We start from the raw sequence: 20,125 nt of genomic DNA, 5'->3' as shown, positions 1-20,125 counted from the left end.
ATCGTCGCGGCGTCGGGCGTCCTCAACGTCGCCTCGATCGGTTCCGTGTTCGGCAAGAAGATGTACAAGGCGCGCGCGCCGCTGTCCGGCATGCTCGCCCTCGCCATGCTGGCCGGTGGCCTCGGCGTCCTGGTTCTCGACCTGGGCCGTCCGGACCGCCTGATCGTGGCCATGACGCACTACAACTTCAAGTCGATCTTCGCCCTCAACATGATCTTCTACAACGGCTTCTTCGCGATAGTCGGCCTGTACCTGATCACGCTGATGTCGCGCAACCTGAAGCAGTACTCGCACACGATGGGCCTCATCGCCTTCCTCTGGCGCCTGGCCCTGACCACCGCAACCGGGTCGATCTTTGGCTTCCTGGTCGCCCGCGCCGGCTACAACTCGGCCCTCTACGCGCCGATGTTCATCATCTACTCGTTCGCCTACGGCCTCGCCGCCTTCATCGTGGTGCAGTCGGTGATGTACAAGTGGAACAACATCGAAGTCGACGAGCGCATCCTGTGCCGGCTCAAGAACCTGCTCGCGGTGTTCGTCGCCGCCAGCCTGTACTTCACCGCGGTGCTGCACCTGACCAACCTGTACTTCGCCAAGCAGTGGGACTTCGAGCGCTTCATCCTCACCGACGGCGGCATCTACACGCTGTTGTTCTGGGGTGGCCAGGTGTTCCTGGGCGGCATCCTGCCCCTGCTCATGATCTTCAGCCCCGGCGCTGCCAAGAACCCCGCTCTGATCTTCTTCGCCGCCCTCCTGGTGGTGATCGGCGGTCACGCCCAGATGTACGTGACCATCGTCGGCGGCCAGGCCTTCCCGCTCAACCTGTTCCCCGGCTACTCGCAGTCGAGCAGCTTCTACGACGGCGTCATCCATCCCTATGCGCCCTCGCTGTGGGAACTGATGCTGGGCCTGGGCGGCATCGCCATCGCCTTCCTGATCACCACCGCCGCCGTGCGCGTGCTCAAGTTCCTGCCGGAAGACGATTTCAAGGACATCGACCTGGAATCCGCCTGCAAGCACTGAGGCGGCGCCGTACCCGAAAAAGCCGACTTTTTTAGTCGGCTTTTTCGTTTCTTTGCTACAATCGCGCCATGCCTAGCCTGTACATCTCCGCTGCCCACAAGTCCTCCGGCAAGACCACGGTCACGCTGGGACTGTGCCGTGCGCTGCGTGAGCGCGGCCTGGCCGTCCAGGCGTACAAGAAAGGCCCGGACTACATCGACCCCATCTGGCACCGCCTGGCCGCCGGCCGGCCGTCTTACAACCTCGACTTCCGGCTCATGGAGCGGAGCGAGATCGACGGCCTCTACGCCCGGCACGCGGCCGGCGCGGATATCTGCCTGGTCGAGGGCAACAAGGGCCTATACGACGGCATGGACCTGGAAGGCAGCGACAGCAACGCCGCCCTGGCCAAACAGCTGGGCCTGCCGGTCGTGCTGGTCATCGACACCATCGGCATCACGCGCGGCGTCGCCCCGCTCCTGCTCGGCTACCGGGCCTTCGACCCGGCCGTCAACATCGCCGGACTGGTCCTCAACAAGGTCGGCGGACCGCGCCACGAGGACAAGCTGCGCCGGGTCATCGAGCACTACGTCGGCCTGCCGGTCCTGGGCGCCATCCACAAGGACGCGCGCCTGGCCATCGAGGAACGCCACCTCGGCCTGGTGCCCGGCAACGAGTCCGACGAGGCCGAACAGCGCATTGCCGGCATCGCCGAGGCGGTCGCCGGCCAAGTCGACCTCGACGCCCTCCTCCGGCTCGCCACGACCGCCCCGGCCCCGGCCGCCGGCGTCACCTTCCCGGCGGCGCCGGCGACCCGCGTGAAGGTCGCCATTGCCCGCGACCGGGCCTTCGGGTTCTACTACCAGGAAGACCTGGATACCCTGGAGGCGGCCGGTGTCGAGCTGGTCCCGGTCGACTGTCTTGCCGACGCGGCCCTGCCCGCGGCCGACGGCCTGATCATCGGCGGCGGTTTCCCGGAATCCTTCATCGACCGTCTGGCTGCCAACCTGCCTTTGCGGCAGGCCATCCTGCGGGCCGCCGAGGCCGGCCTGCCGGTGTATGCCGAATGCGGTGGCCTCATGTACCTATCCCGGTCCATCACCTGGCGGGCGCACACGGGTGAGATGGTCGGCCTGGTGCCGGGCGACGCCGTCATGGGCGACCACCCGGTCGGGCGCGGCTACGCGAGCCTGGCGCCGACGGCAAGCGCGCCCTTGGACGCGCCCGGCGGACCCGCCATACCGGCCCACGAATTCCATCATTCCCGCCTGGAAAACCTCCCCGACGGCCTCAGCTACGCCTACCAGGTGAAGCGCGGCCACGGCATCGACGGCCGCAACGACGGCTATGTCCACAAGAACCTGCTCGCCGCCTATTGCCATCGGCGTGGCACGGGCCCACGCGGCTGGATCGCGCCCTTCCTAGCGAAGGTGCGCAGTCACGCCGAACAACGCAACGCGGCGCGCAAAGCCGCCTGAATCGAGGAAACCCCCATGATCAACCTAACCAAAGCCGCCGCCGAACAGATCAGTGCCGCTGCCCGCCAATCCGGCGCGGAAAGCATGGGTCTGCGTATCGCCGCGCGCGTGAACGACGCCGGCATGCTCGAGTTCGGCATGGGCTTCGACGACGAGCGCAGCAACGACACCATCGTCGAGTCCTATGGTGTCACCCTCCTGGTGCATCCGAGCAGCGCCGAATACCTGAATGGGATTACCATCGACTTTTCCGAGGTCACTCCGGGCGAATCGCGCTTCGTCTTCATGATGCCGGACCAGGGTGGCTGCGGTACCGGCGAGGGTGGCAGTTGCGGCTCCGGTGGTTGCGGATCCGGCGGTTGCGGCTCATCCTCTCCCAGCAACGCCTGAAGCGTCACCGAGAGGCGGCGCCGCCGGCGCGCATCCCGCGCTGCATGGCCCCGGCTCCGACGCGCCCGATCGTTTCGATTTATTAGGACAACATGGATTACCTACCGATATTCCTCGACCTCAAAGGCAAGAACTGCCTGGTCGTCGGCGGCGGCGACGTCGGCGCCCGCAAGGCCACCCTGCTGCTCAACGCCGGCGCCTGGGTCACCGTGGTCGAACCGGGCGAGCTGTCCGGGGCGTTCGCCGCCCTGACGACGACCGACCGGGTCATCCAGCGCCGGGAAGCGTTCAATGCGGAAGCGCTCGCGGGCGCCGAACTGGTGTTCGCCGCCACCGAGGACGACGCCCTCAACCGGGCCGTCTACGAGGCCGCGCGGGCACGCCACCTGCCGGTCAACGTGGTCGACAAGCCGGAAGTCTGTTCCTTCATCATGCCCAGCATCATCGACCGTTCGCCGGTGGTGGTGGCGGTGTCCAGCGGCGGCGAGGCGCCGGTGCTCTCGCGCCTGCTGCGCGCCCGCCTGGAAACCCTGATTCCGGCCGCCTACGGCCGCCTCGCCGCGCTGGCGGGCAAGTTCAAGACCGCCGTGCGCAAGCACTTCCCGACCACCGAGGGCCGGCGCAAGTTCTGGGAACACGCGCTGCTCTCGCCGGTGGCCGAGATGGTCTTCTCCGGCCGCGAGCAGGAGGCCGAGCACACCTTGGAGCAGATGCTCAGGGCGAGCAGCACGGAGACCGGCGTCGGCGAGGTCTACCTGGTCGGCGCCGGCCCGGGCAACCCCGACCTGCTCACCTTCCGCGCCCTGCGCCTGATGCAGCAGGCCGACGTGGTGGTCTACGACCGTCTCGTCTCGCCGCCGATCCTGGACATGTGCCGGCGCGACGCCGATCGTTTCTACGTCGGCAAGGAACGCGACAACCACGCGGTCCCGCAGGACGAGATCAACATGGTCCTGGTGCGCCTGGCCAAGGAAGGCAAGCGGGTGCTGCGCCTGAAGGGTGGCGATCCGTTCATCTTCGGACGCGGCGGCGAGGAGATCGAGACCCTGCGTGAGCACGGCGTGCCCTTCCAGGTCGTCCCGGCGGTGACGGCGGCGGCCGGCGTCGCCTCCTACGCCGGCATCCCGCTCACCCACCGCGACCACGCCCAGGCGCTGATCCTGGTCACCGGCCACCTCAAGGACGGCACCATGGACCTCGACTGGGACATGCTCTGCCGGCCACGCCAGACCATCGTCATCTACATGGGCCTCAAGGGCCTGGTGCAACTGTGCGCGCAGATGAAGCAGCACGGCCTGCCGGGCAGCACGCCGGCCGCCATCGTCCAGCAGGGCACCACCCTGAACCAGAAGACCGTCACCGGCACCCTGGATACCCTGCCGGCCCTGGCGGCTCAGGCCGAACTGAAGCCGCCGACGCTGATCATCGTCGGCAGCGTGGTGAGCCTGCACGAGAAGCTGAACTGGTTCCACCCCGAGCCGGCCGAAGACGACCACTGGCATACGCCGCTGGACCGCCCGGCGAGCATGTGACGGCCGCGACCGGCCGCATGAAGAAGGGGCGCCTCGGCGCCCCTTTCTTCGTTACAGCATGCGGCTCACCCACTTGATGCTGTCGTCCTCCGGGTGCGGCTCGATGCGGAAGCCCAGGCTGGCGGCCAGCTTGAGCATGCCGCCGTTGCGCTTGAGGACCTCGCCCTCGATGATGCGCAGGCCCTTCGAGCGGGCCACGTCCATGAGCACGTCCATCAGCTTGTGGGCGATGCCCAGATGCTGCCAGGCATCGTCGACCACGACGGCGAACTCGCACGACACCTGGTCCGGGTTGCTGGCGTAGCGCGCCACGCCCACCTCGACCTCGCGGCCTTCGACGTCGGCGATCGCCAGCAGGGCCATCTCGCGGTCGTAGTCGATCTGGGTCAGGCGCACCAGCATGGCGTACGACAGTTCCTGCACGGCATCCATGTAGCGGAAGTACTTGGTCTCCTCCGACAGGCCGCGCACGAAGGTCTGGGTCATCTCGGCGTCCTCCGGGCGGATCGGCCGGATGGTGACGTCGATGCCGTTCGGCAACTGCCAGCGCGTGACCAGATGCACCGGGTACGGGTGGATGGCCATGTGGCTGTACTTGTCGCGGGTCGGCGGCCGCGGCGCGATGGTGATGCGGGCGTCGGCGGCCATGGCGCCGTGTTCGTCGACCAGCAACGGGTTGATGTCCAGTTCGGCCAGCCAGGGCAGCTGGCAGACCATTTCCGAGACGCGCAGCAGGATGTTCTCCAGGGCCTGCATGTCGGCCGACGCACGGCCGCGGTACTCGCCCAGCAACTTGGCCACCCGGGTGCGGCCGATCAGGTCGCGGGCCAGGAAGCTGTTCAGGGGCGGCAGGGCGACGGCGCGGTCCTGGTAGGCCTCGACGTCGACGCCACCGGAACCGAAGGCGATCACCGGGCCCAGGACCGGGTCGCTGATGGTCCCCACCAGCACCTCCCGGGCGTTCGAACGCGACACCATGGGCTCGATCACGACGCCGTCCAGGAAGGCTTCCGGCTGCAGCTTGCGAATCTCGGTCATCATGCCCGAGTAGGCGGCCCGCACCGCCTGGCCGCTGGACAGGCCGAGGCGGACACCGCCGACGTCGGACTTGTGGCTGATATCCGGCGAATTGATCTTCATGACCACCGGGAAACCCAGCTGCTGGGCCATCAGCATGGCCTCGGTCGGGTTGCGGGCGATCAGGGTATGGGCGATCGGGATGTGGAAGGCCGAGAGCAAGGCCTTGGACTCCACCTCGTTGAGCAGATGACGGCCCTGCGCCAGGGCGCCCTCGACGATCAGGCGGGCGCCCTCCAGGTCCGGCGCCGCCTGTTGCGACAGCGAGGCCGGGGTCTGCATGAGCAGGCGCTGGTTCTCGTAGAAGGCCGAGATGAACGAGAACACCTCGACGGCGGGCTCCGGGGTCTTGAAGTACGGTATGCCGGAGTTCCGGAACACCTGGCGGCCGTCCTGGACCTGGTCTTCGCCCATCCAGCAGGTGAGCACCGGCTTCTCGGACGACTTCGCCATGCCGGCGAGCGCCTGAGCCACCTCGGTCGGCTTGGTCATCGCCTGCGGGGTGAGCATGACCAGGACGCCGTCGACGCCACGGTCGGCCAGGCAGATCTCCAGGGCGGCCACGTAGCGGTCGGGTCCGGCGTCCCCGATGACGTCGATCGGGTTGCCGTGCGACCAGTTGAACGGCAGCACGGCGTTGAGTTTCTCCATGGTCTCCGGCGCCAGGTCGGCGATCCGCACGCCGAGGTCGACGGCACGGTCGGTCGCCATGACACCCGGGCCGCCGCCGTTGGTGAGGATGGCCAGGCGGTTGCCGGCCGGCTTGACCCGGGAGGACAGGGCCAGCGCCGAGGAGAACAGCTGGTTGATGGTATTCACCCGCACCACGCCGGCCCGGCGCAGCAGGGCATCGAAGACGTCGTCGCCGCCGACCAGGGCGCCGGTATGCGAGGCCACCGCCTTGGAACCGGCCTCATGGCGGCCGACCTTGACCAGCACGACCGGCTTCAGGCGGGCGACGGCGCGCAGCGCACTCATGAAGCCACGGGCGTCGCGGATACCCTCGATGTACATCAGGATGCCGCGCGTCGAGGAGTCATTGGCCAGGTAATCGAGTATCTCGCCGAAATCCAGGTCGGCGGAGGCGCCGCTCGACACCACGGCGGAGAAGCCGATGCCGTTGGAGGCCGCCCAGTCCAGCATGGCGGTGCAGATGGCACCGGATTGCGACACCAGGGCCAGCTCGCCGGCGTGCGGCGTGCCGAGCGCGAAGGTGGCGTTGAGGCCGATGGCCGGACGCTGGATGCCCAGGCAGTTCGGGCCGATGAAGCGGATGCCGTGCTTGCTCGCCACCTCGACCAGCGCTTCTTCAAGCTTGGCGCCCTTGGCACCCATCTCGCGGAACCCTGCCGAGAGCACCACGGCATGGCGGACGCCGCGCTTGCCGCAGGCCTCCAGCACCGACGCCACGGTCGGCGCCGGAGTGGCGATGATGGCGAGGTCCGGGGTTTCCGGCAGATCAGCGACGCTGGCGTAACACCTCTGGTCGAGCAGCGTGTCGTACTTGGGATTGATCGGGTAGACCTGGCCGTTGAAACCGGCCGCCAACATGTTCTTGAAGATCACGCCGGCCACCGAGTCTTCCCGGGCGCTGGCCCCGAAAACGGCGACGGAACGCGGATTGAACAGGGGATGTAGGTAGTGCTGGCTCATGTCGTGTTTTATTTTCTGGCTACTGGCTTGTCGGCGTGGGACGCGCAAGGCTGGCTATATGTTAGTTCCTGTCCGGTGACACCGCCACGAAAGACGTTATATTGCTTATTGGAAGTTTCAATTTGGCTTCCATGTACAACGTCTGGAAATCACATTGCATACCGCCTTCATCACCCACCCCATCTGCGCCAAGCATTTCGTCGTCGACTGGCACCCGGATGCGCCGGGCCGGCTGGCCGCCATCGATGATCGCCTGTACGCGGCACGCCTGTACGATTACCTGTACCACTTCCATCACCCGCCCCTCGCCACCCGTGAGCAGCTGTTGCGCGTGCACAGCGAGGAATACCTCGAGTGGGTCTACGAGACCGCCCCCCGCGACGACCACATCGTCCAGCTCGACCCCGACACGGCGATGAACCAGCACAGCCTGACCGCCGCCCTGCACGGCGTCGGCGCCTGCATCCGCGCGGTCGACAAGGTCATGGCCGGAAAGGTGCAGAACGCCTTCTGCGCCGTACGCCCGCCCGGCCACCACGCCGGCCGCCACAAGACCGGCGGTTTCTGCATCTTCAACAACGTCGCCGCGGCCGCCGCCCATGCCCTGGCCGAGCACGGCCTGGCGCGGGTCGCCATCATCGACTTCGACGTCCATCACGGCAACGGCACCGAGGACATCTTCCAGGACGACCCGCGGGTACTGTTCTGCTCCACCTTCCAGCATCCCTTCTATCCCTACTGCGGGGCCGACACGGTGAGCGACCACATCGTCAACGTCCCGCTCCCCGCCGGCACCACCGGCAAGGCCTACCGCGAGGCCTTCGAGGCCCGCATCCTGCCCGCCCTGGATGCCTTCAAGCCGGAGATGGTGTTCATCTCGGCCGGCTTCGACAGCCACCTGGAGGACGACATGGGCCAGTTCGGCCTGGTCGAGAAGGATTACGCCTGGATCACCGAGGTGCTCATGGACGTCGCCGCGAAATACGCCGACGACCGGGTCATCTCGGTCCTGGAAGGCGGCTACGACCTCAACTCGCTCGGCCGCAGCGTGGCCGCGCACATCAAGGTGCTGTCGGGGTTGTAGGCGCGCCGCTGGGCCGGCCGCCCGGTGCGGCCGCTCAGCCCTTCCGGCCCGCCTCGAGGCCGGGGGCCAGCTTGTGCTCGACCACGAACACGGCGGCCTCGACGCGCGACGACAGGTTGAGCTTGGCCAGGATGTGGCGCACGTGCAGCTTGACCGTGTCGTAGCTGATGTCGAGCTGGCGCGCGATGGCCTTGTTGCTCTCGCCCTTGGCCAGGTGGGACAGGATTTCCCGCTCGCGCTGGGTCAGGCTGTCGAGCACCGACTCGGCCGTGCTCTTGGCGTCCAGCAGGCTGACCAGCTTGGCCGTCATGGCCGGCGCCACCACCGTCTCGCCCTTGACCGCGCGCTGGATGGCGTCGACCACCTCGTCCGGCTCCATGCTCTTGAGCAGGTAGCCGTTGGCACCCGAACGGAGCGCGCGCGCCAGGTCTTCCTCGGCCTCGCTCACGGTCAGGATCAGGATGGGCATGGCGAAGCCCTCCGACTTGAGTTCCTGCATCAGGTTGATGCCGTCGGTGCCGGGCATGTTGAGGTCGAGGATGAGCAGATCCGGCCTGTGCGCGTGCAGGAGCGTCTGCACGTCGGCCGGGTTGCCGGTCATCGCCACCACCTGGACCAGGCCGTCGCGTTCGAGCAACTCGGCCAGGCCCTTGCGGAACAGGGTGTGGTCGTCGACCAGGATCAGACGCGGCTGGCTCATGACTTGGCCTCCTGCTCAGGCAACTTGGCCGGGAAGGTCAGACGGATGATGGTACCGCCGGCCGGCCGGCTCTCGATCGACAGCTTGCCGTTCAGCTTGGCGGTGCGCTCGCGCATGATGGTGAGCCCGAAGCTCTTGCCGACGTTGGCGGCCGCGCCGGTCATCAGGCCGACACCGTCGTCGGCGACGTTGACCACGTACTGGCCGCCCTCCAGGTCCAGGGTGACGATGACGTGGCGGGCGCGGGCGTGCTTGGAGATGTTGTAGAGGGCTTCCTGGATGATGTGGAAGACCTGGATCTCCTCGTCCGGCGTCAGCACGACGTCCTGGGCGATATTGAGGAAGTCGACGTCGGCGTTGGCCTTCTTGCGGAAGCTCTCGACCATCTCCTGCAGGGCCGGCACCAGGCCACGCGGGTCGATGCGGTCGCGGAACTGGGTGATCAGGTTGCGCAGTTCCGAATAGGCCATGTCGACGGCCTCCTCGACGTCGCCGAGGTAGCGGTTGGCGTCCTCCTGGTCGCCCTCGGCGATGGCCTCGTTGAGCACCGTCAGGCGCATCTTCGCATAGGCCAGCGTCTGGGCCAGGGAATCGTGGATCTGGTTGGCCAGCATGGTGCGCTCGTTCATCAGCGAGATGCGCATGTTCTCGCGCGTCAGGCGGGCATTCTCGAGCGCCATGCCGAGGTGTTCGCTGATCGAGTTGAACAGGTAGCTGACGTCGTCCGGCAGGGTGTCGTCGCCGTCCATGAACAGGTTGTAGACGCCCAGCACCTTGCCCTTGTGGCGTAACGGGATGGCGTACACGGTCTTGCAGCGCTGGGCGAAGTAGAGGTGGCGCACCTGCTTGCTGCACACGGTCATCACGTTGTCGACCTGCGGACTGTGCTCGAGCGTGGCGCGACCGCAGATGCCGCATTCCAGCGGCACGTAACGTTCCTTCTCCATCAGGGCCGGCGACAGGCCGACCGCGCCGACCATGCGCAAGTGGCCGCCGTCCGAGGTGAGCACCCGCACCACCCCCGCCTTGGCCTTGGACAGGCGCATCATGATCTCCAGGAAACGCGCCAGCATCTGGTCGACGTTGGCGTCCGAGCTCATGCTGCTGGCGATCTCGGCCAACACCTCGACCACCGGCAGACGGCGCATGTCGGCCATCTCGACTACGGCGTTGACGCCTTCCGGCACTTGGCCGATGGCGGCGTGGAACTGTTGCTGGCGCACGGGTGGGCTACTCGGGGACACGGTCGTTTGATGGTAAGTAGCCTCGCTGCAGATTGCAACGCCGGTCCGGACCCGCCGGCCCGGGCCGTGAGTGGGCGCTTACAGGTTCTGCGCCACCTTGGCCTTGGCCAGGGGCGGGTTGTTGTCGAAATAACGCTTGATGCCGCCGACGATGGCCTCGGCCATCTTGTCCTGGTAGGCCTCGTCGAGCAGGCGTTTCTCCTCGTCCGGATTGGAGATGAACGCGGTCTCGATCAGGACCGACGGGATGTCCGGGGCCTTGAGCACGGCGAAGCCGGCCTGCTCGACGTGGCCGCGGTGCAGGTTGTTGATGCCGCCCAGCTCGTCCAGCACGGCCCGGCCCAGCACCAGGCTGTCGCGAATCTGGGCATCCTGGGACAGACTGATCAGGGTCTTCTTGAGATAGACGTCCTTGACGTCGATGTTGACCCCGCCGATCAGGTCGGCGTCGTTCTCGCGCTTGGCGAGCCAGCGGGCGGCCGCCGAAGTGGCTCCCTTCTCGGACAGCGCGAACACGGAGGAGCCGCTCGCCGACGACTTCAGGTAGGCGTCCGCGTGGATGGAGACGAACAGGTCGGCCTGGGCGCGGCGGGCCTTGTTGACCCGTTCGTGCAGGGGAATGAAGTAGTCGCCGTCGCGGATCAGCACCGCGCGCATGTTCTCCTGCCGGTCGATATGCGCCTTCAGGCGCCGGGCGACGGCCAGGGTGATGTCCTTCTCCTGGCTGCCGTTCGCGCCCAGCGCACCCGGGTCTTCGCCACCGTGGCCGGCGTCGATGGCCACCGTGACCAGGCGGATGTACTGGCTCTTGGCCGCTGTCGCGGGCTTGGCGGGGGCCTGCACCGTGGCCTTGTCGTCCGCCGCCGCGGCCGCGACCGGAGCCGGCTTGGCGGCCGCGACCGGGGCCGGCCTGGCCGCCGGCGCGGCATCCGCCTGGCTGGCCTGGGCGATGGCATCCTCCACCTGCTTGGCGATGCCCGGCTGGGCCGGCGCGGGGCCGGCCGGATAGAGGTCGAGGACGAGTCGATGGCCGTATTCCCCCATCGGCTCGAGCGTGAACACCTGCGGCTTGGCCTCCCCCTTCAGCTCGGCGACCAGACGGACCACACCCGGCTGGTTGAGGGCGGCCCGGACGGTCGACACGACCGGATCGCCGGGGCCCACCTGGTCGGCCAGCGTCTGCAGCAGAGGCGACATTTCGACGTCGCGCAGGTCGATGACGATGCGGTTCGGGTTGCCGAGGGAGAAATACTTGTAGCGCGGCGCGTCGGCCAGTTCCACGGTGATGCGCGTGTAGTCGGGCGACGGCCAGAGCCGCACGGCCTTGACGGTGTTGCCGGCCAGCGCCGGCCACGACAGAGCCAGGGCCAGGATCAGCCCGACCAGGACAGCAAGATTTCGTCTATACATCGCCAGCCCTCCTCGCTCCCGCCACGCAAGCGCGCCACCCGTCCCGCATCGGCCATCTCGAGCCGAACCTCAAGGTCCGGCAGCGGCAGGATCGCGCCACCCTTTTCGGGCCATTCCACCAAACAGATCGACTCCGGGTTGAAATATTCCCTAAACCCGGCCTCTTCCCATTCCTCCGGGTCAACGAATCGATACAAATCAAAGTGATATAGATTAAAGCTCGAAAACGGGTAAATTTCAACCAGGGTATAGGTCGGACTCTTCACGCGGCCGCCGAAGCCGAGCCCGCGCAACAGGCCGCGGCTCAGGGTGGTCTTGCCCGCGCCGAGGTCGCCGACCAGCCACACGGTCATGCCCGGGCGCAGTACCCGGGCCAGGCGCGCACCCAGGTCCAGGGTGGCCGTTTCGTCCGGCAACGGCAGGCTCGGGTTGGGTCTATCATCGACAGCATGACGCACGAGGGGTCTCCAATCAGGCTTAAGCAGGCCATCCGGCAATGGGGCCTGGAACTGGGCTTCAGCGCCGTCGGCTTCGCCCCGGCCGATCCGCTCGACGACCTGGCGTACCGGAACTGGCTGGCGGCCGGTTACCACGGCGACATGGATTATATGGCGCGCAACCTGGACAAGCGCCCACAGCCGGGCGAACTGCTGCCCGGCACCCGTACCGTCATCAGCGTCCGCCTCGACTACGGTGCTGCCGATCTGCCCGCCCCGGGACCGGACACCGCGGTGGTTTCCCGCTATGCCCTCGGCCGCGACTACCACAAGGCGATGCGCAACCGGCTCCAGAAGCTGGCCGACCGCATCGCGGCGACGACCGGGCCGTTCCGTTACCGGGCCTATGCGGACAGCGCCCCGGTCATGGAGGTCGAACTCGCCGCCCTGGCCGGCCTGGGCTGGCGTGGCAAACACACGCTGCTGCTGTCGCGCACCGGCTCCTGGTATTTCCTGGCCGAGTTGTACTGCGACCTCGACCTGCCGGCCGACGAGGCCGAGGCGAACCACTGCGGCAATTGCACGGCCTGCCTGACCAGTTGCCCGACCGAGGCCTTCGTGGCGCCCTACGTGCTGGACGCCCGGCGTTGCATCTCCTACCTGACCATCGAGCACCCGGGCAGCATCCCCGAGGAACTGCGCCCGGCCATCGGCACCCGCATCTACGGTTGCGACGATTGCCAGGCGGCCTGCCCCTGGAACCGCTTCTCGACCCCCGCGACGGTGGCCGACTTCCTGCCCCGCCAAGGCCTGGAAGACAGCCGCCTGGCGGACCTGTTCGCCTGGACCGAAGCGGAGTTCGATGCCCGCCTGGCCGGCTCGCCGGTCCGCCGTATCGGCCACGAACGCTGGCTGCGCAACCTCGCCGTGGCGCTTGGCAACGCGCCCCGCTCGGAGGCCAACCGGCGCGCCCTGCTGAGCCGGCGTGCGCATCCTTCCGCCCTGGTGCGCGAACATGTCGCCTGGGCCCTCGACCGTTTCGCTACAATCGCCCCATAGGCATTCCGGATTTCTCCTGATGAACCCCAAAGCAGTCAACCCGATCGGCGTATTCGACTCCGGCATCGGCGGCCTTACCGTGGTGCGTGCCCTCATGGAGCACCTGCCCTTCGAATCCATCCACTACTTCGGCGACACCGCCCGGGTGCCCTACGGGGTGAAGTCGGTCGAGACCATCTCCCACTACACCACCCAGATCGCCGAGTTCCTGCTCGAGAAGCAGGTCAAGCTGCTCATCGTCGCCTGCAACACCATGGCCGCGGTCGCCTCCCAGGTGGTCCACGACCTCTCGCCGGTACCTGTGCTGGACGTCATCGAGGCCGGCGCCCTGAACGCCCTGGCGGCGACCGAGACGCGCCGGATCGGCGTCATCGGCACTCCCACCACGGTGAACAGCAACGCCTACGGCCGCGCCATCCACGCCGTCGAGCCGGACGCCCGGGTGGTTTCCCAGGCCTGCCCCCTGTTCGTGCCCTTGGTCGAGGAAGGCTGGCTCGACCATCAGGTCACGCGCCTGACCGCCCAGGAATACCTCAAGCCGATCCTGACCGAGAAGGTCGACACCCTGGTGCTCGGCTGCACCCATTACCCGCTCCTCAAGCCGCTCCTGGCCGATGTCGCGGGACCCGGCGTCACCCTCGTCGACTCGGCGGATGCCATGGCCGAACGCGCGGCCGCCCTGCTCACCGACCTCGACCTGCACACGCCGTCCCGGCAGCCCGCCGACTATCACTTCTGGGTCACCGACGTGCCGCTGCGCTTCCAGACCATCGGCGAACGCTTCCTGGGCCGCTCCCTGAACAACGTCCATGTCGTGAAGTGGTAGGCCAGCCTCAAGTTATCCGTTCGGATGGTCGTTAACGGGCGACATACCGATCGGTTCCAAACCTTGGAGGAGGTCTCACCATGCAATCCAGCATCCTGAGGCGCGTACTGCTCGCCTATCTCGGCTTCGGTGCCGTCGTCGCGGGCGTGTTTCCCGTGTATGCGAGCTTCTTCGTGACCTGGAAGGACGGCATGTTCGGCTGGTTCGTGGTCGGCTGCTTCATCGCCGGCCTGGCCATCGGCTTCGCGAACTACTGGATGATGAACGTCATCTTGGTATCCAAGCTGAAGCGCATCTCGCGCGTCGCCGGTGCCATCGCCGACAAGGACCTGACCCATAGTTGTGCGATGCAGAGCGCGGACACCATCGGCGAGATCATCACCAGCTTCAACGACATGGCGGCCACCCTGCGCGACCTGATCGGCCGCACCGCCGAGCTGACCGGCCGCGTACGCGACGGCAGCGACGTCATGCGCAGCCAGGCCCACGGCATGCACGACCGGGTCGATCGCCTGGCCGAGCGGACGCGCGACATCTCGGCCGCCATCCAGCAGATGGAAAGCGCCATCGTCGACATCTCCAGCCGCAGCGACCAGGCCTCCCAACGCACCACCGAGGCGGGCGACACGGCCACCCAGGGCGTCGGCATGGCCAGGACCAGCATCCAGGGCATGGAGAACATCCATGCCCGCATCAGCAGCGCCACGGAACGGGTGCAGAAGCTCGAACAGAGTTCCCAGGAGGTCGGCAGCATCGTCGCGGTGATCAAGGAGATCGCCGACCAGACCAACCTGCTCGCCCTCAATGCCGCCATCGAGGCGGCCCGGGCCGGCGAACAAGGACGCGGCTTCGCGGTCGTCGCCGACGAGGTCCGCAAGCTGGCCGAGAAGACCACCGAGGCGACCAACCAGATCGGCGTCACCATCGAGGCCATCCAGCAGGAGACCCGCCAGGCGCTGGAGGCCATCGGCACGAGCATGGACGAGGCCCGCCAAGGCGTCGGCCATGCCCGCCAGGCGGGCGAGTCGCTGGAACACATCATCGACGGCGTGCGCCAGGTCGATGCCATGGTCAAGGAGATCGCCCAGGCCACCGCCCTGCAGACCTCGGTGGCCCAGAACATCCACCGCCATGTCCAGGCCATCGAGGCCATGAACGCCGAAACCCTGGCCGATTCCGGGCACGGCATGGACCAGGCTTCCCGGCTGGCCGACGACGTCAATCGCCTGGACGATTCGGTCAAGGCCTTCCGGCTCTAGACAAGCGGACTTTCAGACGCTGGTATCAATTGACCCTGCACCGGAGTTGATCAATATCAAGCATGTCCGGGCGGCTTTGAATATAATTCGCCCATAATATTCGTGTCCTTACACTGGTGTTCCCCGTTAACTTACAAAAGGTAAAAATCATGAAGATTCTGACCGCCGTTTTCGCCGCCGCCGCCCTGACCATCGCCGCCCCGAGCATGGCTGACGATGCCCTGAAGGCCTGCGCCGCCTGCCACGACGCCACCGCCAAGAAGATCGGCCCGAGCTGGAAGGACGTCAACGCCAAGGTCGGCGCCAAGCTCGGCGACGTCGTCAAGGAAGTCCTGGCCAAGGGCAGCAAGGGTGTCTACGGCAAGATCCCGATGCCGCCGCAACCCAAGTCCGTCGCCGATGCCGACGCCATCACCAAGGCGATCGCGTCCCACAAGTAAGCCAGTCGGCTTGCGAAAAAAAACGCGGCTCCGGCCGCGTTTTTTGTTTGTCCGGAGCCGCCGCGGCGCGGCCGCAAAAAAACCTTATCGGGCGATAAAAAACCCTAGCGACGACCAGTCCTCCGGGCGGTTAAACTCTCGCCTTTCAGTCACTTGGATTTCAGGAGATCAGCCATGGCCACTCGGGAAACCCTGGAGCCCCGCGTAACCGGCGCCGCCAGCGCCGAAGACCTGTACACCCTCGCCCGCGAGGCCTTCGACGCCCCGGCCGATATCGGCTATGCCCAGGAAATCCTGTCCCGGCCCGAATTCACCGGTGCCAGCGACGCCAAGTCCGTCCTCGACGACGTCGTCGGCGGCGCCATGTTCACCAGCGACTTCGTCTGCTGCGCCCTCGGCTACAAGGCCCTCGGCCTCGGCGGCGACGCCGAGAACGCCCTCGGCCAAGGTGCCGACTTCGCCATGAGCGGCGAGGAGAAGGTCGCCGTCGGCTTCGGCCAAGTCCTGGTCTCCGGCGACGCCGCCGCGGCCGCCAAGACCCTGTCCGGCGCCCTCAAGGAGATTTCCACCACCGAGGAACTGTACGGCCTCGCCAAGGTGGTCGCCTGCGACATCAAGGATGCCGCCCTGGCCGGCCAGATCTACGAAAAGATCAAGGGCAAGTGCGGCCGCGCCGCCGATTTCGCCCGCCTGGCCAAGACCATCGCCGCCGACCTCGGCGACAAGGCCCAGGCCACCGCCATCGTCAACGAGGGCGCCGCCAAGTACTCCTCCGCGGGCGACATGATCACCCTCTCGGGCGCCATGGCCGAAATCGACCCGGCCGCCGCCGGCGCCCTGTACGACAAGGCCCTGGAGTCGGCCAAGGATTTCAATGCCCTGATGCAGGTGCTGGCCGCTGCCGAGGGCAACGCGACCTTCGCCACGGCGGTCCTGACCAAGGCCGGCGAGACCGCCTCGTCGGCCGCCGACCTGATCAAGCTGGCCGACGTCTACGCCGGCCTGGGCGACAGCGCCGGCGTCGCCGACATGCTGACCAAGGCCGAGGAAGGCGTCGCCAACCTGGACGAGATGCGCAAGGTCGTCGAAGCCGCCAACAAGCACCTCGCCTCGGACACCGCGCGCGTCGGCCGCCTGGCCGAGAAGCTGGCCAAGCGCGAGGCCAACCAGGCCAAGTACGTCGAGATCCAGAACGAAGAGGCCAAGTGCAAGACCGTGAAGCAGTTCATCGGCCTGGCCGACCGGGTCATGGCCGAGCTGGACGACGCCGCCTATGCCGGCAAGCTGCTCGGCGGCGCCGAGGACAGCCTGCGTGCCAGCGGCTTCCACTTCAGCCGCTTCAAGCCCCTGATCCTGGCCGTCGACCGCCTGGGTGACAAGGACTGGCTGGGCAAGCTGCTGGACGAGTCGATCGCCTCCGCCGCCGACTTCGTCTGGTTCCGTGAAATCGTCCTGACCGCCGCCCGGGAACTCAAGGACGCCGCCTTCGGCAAGGCCCGCGCCAAGGCCGCCATCGATGCCCGCGTCGGCCAATCCGGCGACAACCCCTACGACTGGACGAAGCTGGCCGAACTGGCCCAGGCCGCCCTGGGCGATGCCGCCATGGCGTCCAACCTCCTGGCCGAGGCCGGCAAGCGCGCCAAGGACCACTTCGCCCTGGCCCAGATCGGCAAGCTGTTCGCCAAGCTGGGCGACGACTCCACCGCCAAGGCCATGTACGCCAAGGCCGTCGACGCCTGCGCCAGCGGCGAGGCCTGCGTGCAGCTGGCCAGCCGCCTGTCGAACCTGGAAATAGCCAAGTCCGAGATCGCCGTCCTGATGGACGGCTGCGGCGCCAAGCTGAGTGCCGCCGGCGACCAGCTGCGCTGGGCCGAGGGCGTGTCCGACCTGCTCCTGGACCCGGATTGGGCGGCCAAGGCCTATGCCGGCATCGCCGCCAGCTTCACCGACGAGGTCGCCCGGAAGCGTCTGGAGCGCAGTCGCCAGATGCGCACCGGCTACCGTTTCTTCGGCCCCGGCGTGAAGGCCCACTGAGTTCCCCGCAAGCCCAAAAACGGCCGGGTTTCCGGCCGTTTTTGCTTTACACTCCAGACCATAAACCTGGCCGATAACGGGACTCCGGAGACATGGCGGAAGACAGCGATCTCGAACGTACCGAACCGGCATCGGGACGCAAGATCCAGAAGGCGCGCGATGAGGGCAACGTCCCCCGCTCGCGCGAGCTTTCCACCTTCGCGGTCCTCATGGCCACCGGCGCCGCCCTGGCACTCATGGGCGGCTATCTGATCGGCACCCTCCGTCGCATGATGCACAACAGCCTCGATTTCGGCCGCGCCGACGTCGTCAGTCCGACCATGATGGCGACGGACCTCGGCGAAGCCGCCTGGGACGCCCTCTTCACCGTCCTGCCGGTCGCCGCGGTGGTACTCCTCGCCGCGATCGTCTCGAATACCGTGGTGTCGGGCTGGAACTTCTCCCTGAAGCCGCTCGAGGCCAACCTGGGCAAGATGAACCCGATCAAGGGCCTGGGCCGGATGTTCAACTGGAAGGCCCTGGTCGAACTGGCCAAGGCCGCGCTCAAGGGCGGCATCATCGCCGGCGCCTCGGCCTGGATGATCTGGCTGCAGTGGGACGAGATCCTCACCTTGACCGCCGAGCCGATGGAGTCGGCCATGCCGCACTTCGGCTGGATCACGATGTACACCTTCCTGGCCGCCGCCGCGGCCTTCGCCCTGATCGCCGCCATCGACGTGCCCTATCAGATCTGGAACTACTACCACGGCCTGCGCATGACCAAGGAAGAGGTCCGTCAGGAATACAAGGAGACCGAGGGAGACCCGCAGATCAAGGCGCGCATCCGTTCCCTGCAGCGCGAACAGGCGCGCCGCCGGATGATGCAGGCGGTGCCCAAGGCCGACGTCGTGGTCACCAACCCGATGCACTATGCCGTGGCCCTGCAGTACGAGGAAAAGGGCATGGCCGCACCGGTGGTGGTGGCCAAGGGTGCCCAGCTGGTGGCCGAGCGGATCAAGGAACTCGCCCGCGAGCACCACGTGCCGGTGGTCGAGGCGCCGCCGCTGGCGCGTGCCCTGCACCGCCACGTCGAGGTCGGCGACGCCATCCCGGGCCCGCTGTTCACCGCCGTCGCCCAGGTCCTCGCCTACGTCTACCAGCTCAACCACCAGATGAACCCGGTCCTGCCCGAGGCCTGGCAAGTGCCGGCCAAGTTCGACCCGGCCAATAGGCTGGAGGCCTGATGGCGGAAGCAGCCCTACCCGGCATGCAGTGGCAGAAGCTGGCCGCCCCAATCCTGGTCATCGCCATCCTGGCGATGATGATCCTGCCGCTGCCGCCGTTCGCCCTCGACATGCTGTTCACGTTCAACATCGCGCTGTCGATGATCGTCCTGCTGATCAGCCTGTACACCCTCAAGCCGCTGGAGTTCTCGGTCTTCCCGACCGTGCTCCTGATGACCACCCTGCTGCGGCTTTCCCTCAACGTCGCCTCCACCCGCATCGTCCTCCTCGAAGGCCATACCGGCCCGGATGCGGCGGGCAAGGTCATCGAGGCCTTCGGCCACTTCCTGGTGGGCGGCAACTACGCGGTCGGCATGATCGTGTTCATCATCCTGGTGGTGATCAACTTCGTCGTCATCACCAAGGGCGCCGGCCGCATCGCCGAGGTGTCCGCCCGCTTCACCCTGGACGCCATGCCGGGCAAGCAGATGGCCATCGACGCCGACCTCAACGCCGGCCTGATCGGCGAGGACGAGGCGCGCCGGCGCCGCTCCGAGATCGCCGAGGAGGCCGACTTCTACGGCTCCATGGACGGCGCCTCCAAGTTCGTGCGCGGCGACGCCATCGCCGGCATCATCATCATGCTCATCAACGTGGTCGGCGGCCTCGTCGTCGGCGTCGTCCAGCACGACATGTCGTTCGCCGACGCCGCCTCGCGCTACACCCTGCTGACCATCGGCGACGGCCTGGTCGCCCAGGTCCCGGCCCTGGTCATCTCCACCGCCGCCGGCATGGTGGTGTCGCGGGTGTCGAGCAGCGCCGACCTCAATCAACAGCTGATCGGCCAGATGTTCAGCAAGCCACAGGCGATCTTCCTGTCGGCCGGCATCCTGACCCTGCTCGGCATCCTGCCGGGCATGCCGCACGTCGCCTTCCTGCTCATGGGCGGCATCCTGGGCGGCGCCGGCTACTGGCTGGTCCAGCAGGAACGCACGGCGCAGCGCCAGGCCGCCGAGGCGGCGCCGCCGCCGGCCCCGGCCGAACCGGAAGAGGTGGGCTGGCAGGACGTCGCGCCGGTCGACCGCCTCGGCCTCGAGGTCGGCTACCGCCTGGTGCCGCTGCTCGACAAGGGCCAGGACGGCGAACTGCTCCGGCGCATCCGCGGCATCCGCAAGAAGATCGCCCAGGACATCGGCTTCCTGGTCCCGCCGGTGCACATCCGCGACAACCTGCAGCTGCGCCCGTCGGCTTACCGGATGACCCTGAAGGGGGTCAGCATCGCCGAGAACGAGGTCCAG

General features: G+C 67.2%; 17 protein-coding genes. 12 read left to right on the top strand and 5 right to left on the bottom strand.

The features are described 5' to 3' along the window. From nrfD to cysG, 4 genes are all read left to right on the top strand, one after another. On the top strand, positions 1 to 1,023 hold a 1,023-nt coding region (gene nrfD, locus EZJ19_RS04750; protein WP_131445150.1), incomplete at its 5' end, for an NrfD/PsrC family molybdoenzyme membrane anchor subunit. 68 nt (positions 1,024 to 1,091) lie between these two features. After that, the gene (locus EZJ19_RS04745; protein WP_131445149.1) at positions 1,092 to 2,480 is read left to right on the top strand and encodes a cobyrinic acid a,c-diamide synthase CobB; all 1,389 of its coding nucleotides are present in this window, start codon (positions 1,092 to 1,094) and stop codon (positions 2,478 to 2,480) included. A 15-nt stretch (positions 2,481 to 2,495) separates the two neighbouring features. After that, entirely contained in the window at positions 2,496 to 2,870 is a 375-nt protein-coding gene (locus EZJ19_RS04740) for a HesB/IscA family protein (RefSeq protein ID WP_131445148.1), read from the top strand. Positions 2,871 to 2,962: 92 nt separating this feature from the next. Beyond that, positions 2,963 to 4,402 carry a siroheme synthase CysG gene (gene cysG / locus EZJ19_RS04735; RefSeq protein WP_131445147.1) on the top strand — a complete coding sequence of 480 codons (1,440 nt, stop codon included), beginning with the start codon at positions 2,963 to 2,965 and terminating at the stop codon, positions 4,400 to 4,402. Positions 4,403 to 4,453: 51 nt separating this feature from the next. Here cysG and EZJ19_RS04730 read toward each other — a convergent pair whose 3' ends face one another. Further along, positions 4,454 to 7,132, bottom strand: a complete 2,679-nt coding sequence (locus EZJ19_RS04730; RefSeq protein ID WP_131445146.1) for a bifunctional acetate--CoA ligase family protein/GNAT family N-acetyltransferase — start codon at positions 7,130 to 7,132, stop codon at positions 4,454 to 4,456. 154 nt (positions 7,133 to 7,286) lie between these two features. Here EZJ19_RS04730 and EZJ19_RS04725 point away from each other — a divergent pair, with 154 nt between their 5' ends. After that, positions 7,287 to 8,216, top strand: a complete 930-nt coding sequence (locus EZJ19_RS04725; RefSeq protein ID WP_131445145.1) for a histone deacetylase family protein — start codon at positions 7,287 to 7,289, stop codon at positions 8,214 to 8,216. A gap of 34 nt (positions 8,217 to 8,250) precedes the next feature. Here EZJ19_RS04725 and EZJ19_RS04720 read toward each other — a convergent pair whose 3' ends face one another. The 4 genes from EZJ19_RS04720 to tsaE form a co-directional block, all read right to left on the bottom strand. Continuing rightward, positions 8,251 to 8,916, bottom strand: coding sequence for a response regulator (locus EZJ19_RS04720; RefSeq protein WP_131445144.1), 666 nt, complete (start codon positions 8,914 to 8,916; stop codon positions 8,251 to 8,253). Further along, positions 8,913 to 10,139, bottom strand: a complete 1,227-nt coding sequence (locus EZJ19_RS04715) for a GAF domain-containing sensor histidine kinase (protein ID WP_240754656.1) — start codon at positions 10,137 to 10,139, stop codon at positions 8,913 to 8,915. The genes EZJ19_RS04720 and EZJ19_RS04715 overlap by 4 nt, the downstream gene beginning before the upstream one ends. 99 nt (positions 10,140 to 10,238) lie before the next feature. Further along, the gene (locus tag EZJ19_RS04710) at positions 10,239 to 11,570 is read right to left on the bottom strand and encodes an N-acetylmuramoyl-L-alanine amidase (protein WP_131445143.1); all 1,332 of its coding nucleotides are present in this window, start codon (positions 11,568 to 11,570) and stop codon (positions 10,239 to 10,241) included. After that, positions 11,534 to 12,028, bottom strand: a complete 495-nt coding sequence (tsaE, locus tag EZJ19_RS16235) for a tRNA (adenosine(37)-N6)-threonylcarbamoyltransferase complex ATPase subunit type 1 TsaE (protein WP_240754655.1) — start codon at positions 12,026 to 12,028, stop codon at positions 11,534 to 11,536. Before tsaE ends, EZJ19_RS04710 begins: the two co-directional genes overlap by 37 nt. On the opposite strand from tsaE, the gene queG reads away from it, so the two are divergent. The 7 genes from queG to EZJ19_RS04675 all read left to right on the top strand — a co-directional run. Further along, positions 12,020 to 13,066, top strand: coding sequence for a tRNA epoxyqueuosine(34) reductase QueG (gene queG, locus EZJ19_RS16230; protein ID WP_240754654.1), 1,047 nt, complete (start codon positions 12,020 to 12,022; stop codon positions 13,064 to 13,066). The genes tsaE and queG overlap by 9 nt on opposite strands. A 19-nt stretch (positions 13,067 to 13,085) precedes the next feature. After that, complete coding sequence (gene murI / locus EZJ19_RS04700; protein ID WP_131445142.1) at positions 13,086 to 13,892, top strand: glutamate racemase; 807 nt, start codon at positions 13,086 to 13,088, stop codon at positions 13,890 to 13,892. 80 nt (positions 13,893 to 13,972) lie between these two features. Then, on the top strand, positions 13,973 to 15,151 hold the full coding sequence (locus tag EZJ19_RS04695) for a methyl-accepting chemotaxis protein (RefSeq protein WP_131445141.1): 1,179 nt from the start codon (positions 13,973 to 13,975) through the stop codon (positions 15,149 to 15,151). 149 nt (positions 15,152 to 15,300) lie between these two features. Then, positions 15,301 to 15,591: a c-type cytochrome gene (locus EZJ19_RS04690; protein WP_131445140.1), complete on the top strand. Its 291-nt coding sequence runs from the start codon at positions 15,301 to 15,303 to the stop codon at positions 15,589 to 15,591. A 174-nt stretch (positions 15,592 to 15,765) separates the two neighbouring features. Then, positions 15,766 to 17,625 carry a hypothetical protein gene (locus EZJ19_RS04685; RefSeq protein WP_131445139.1) on the top strand — a complete coding sequence of 620 codons (1,860 nt, stop codon included), beginning with the start codon at positions 15,766 to 15,768 and terminating at the stop codon, positions 17,623 to 17,625. 92 nt (positions 17,626 to 17,717) lie between these two features. Next, entirely contained in the window at positions 17,718 to 18,848 is a 1,131-nt protein-coding gene (flhB, locus tag EZJ19_RS04680) for a flagellar biosynthesis protein FlhB (protein ID WP_131445138.1), read from the top strand. Next, on the top strand, positions 18,848 to 20,125 hold a 1,278-nt coding region (locus tag EZJ19_RS04675; RefSeq protein ID WP_131445137.1), incomplete at its 3' end, for a flagellar biosynthesis protein FlhA. The genes flhB and EZJ19_RS04675, both read left to right, overlap by 1 nt.

This window comes from Parasulfuritortus cantonensis (genome assembly GCF_004337445.1).
GTDB classification, from domain to species: domain Bacteria; phylum Pseudomonadota; class Gammaproteobacteria; order Burkholderiales; family Thiobacillaceae; genus Parasulfuritortus; species Parasulfuritortus cantonensis.
The sequence above is the reverse complement of the archived record's forward strand: the minus strand, read 5'-3'. Positions and strand labels throughout refer to the sequence as shown.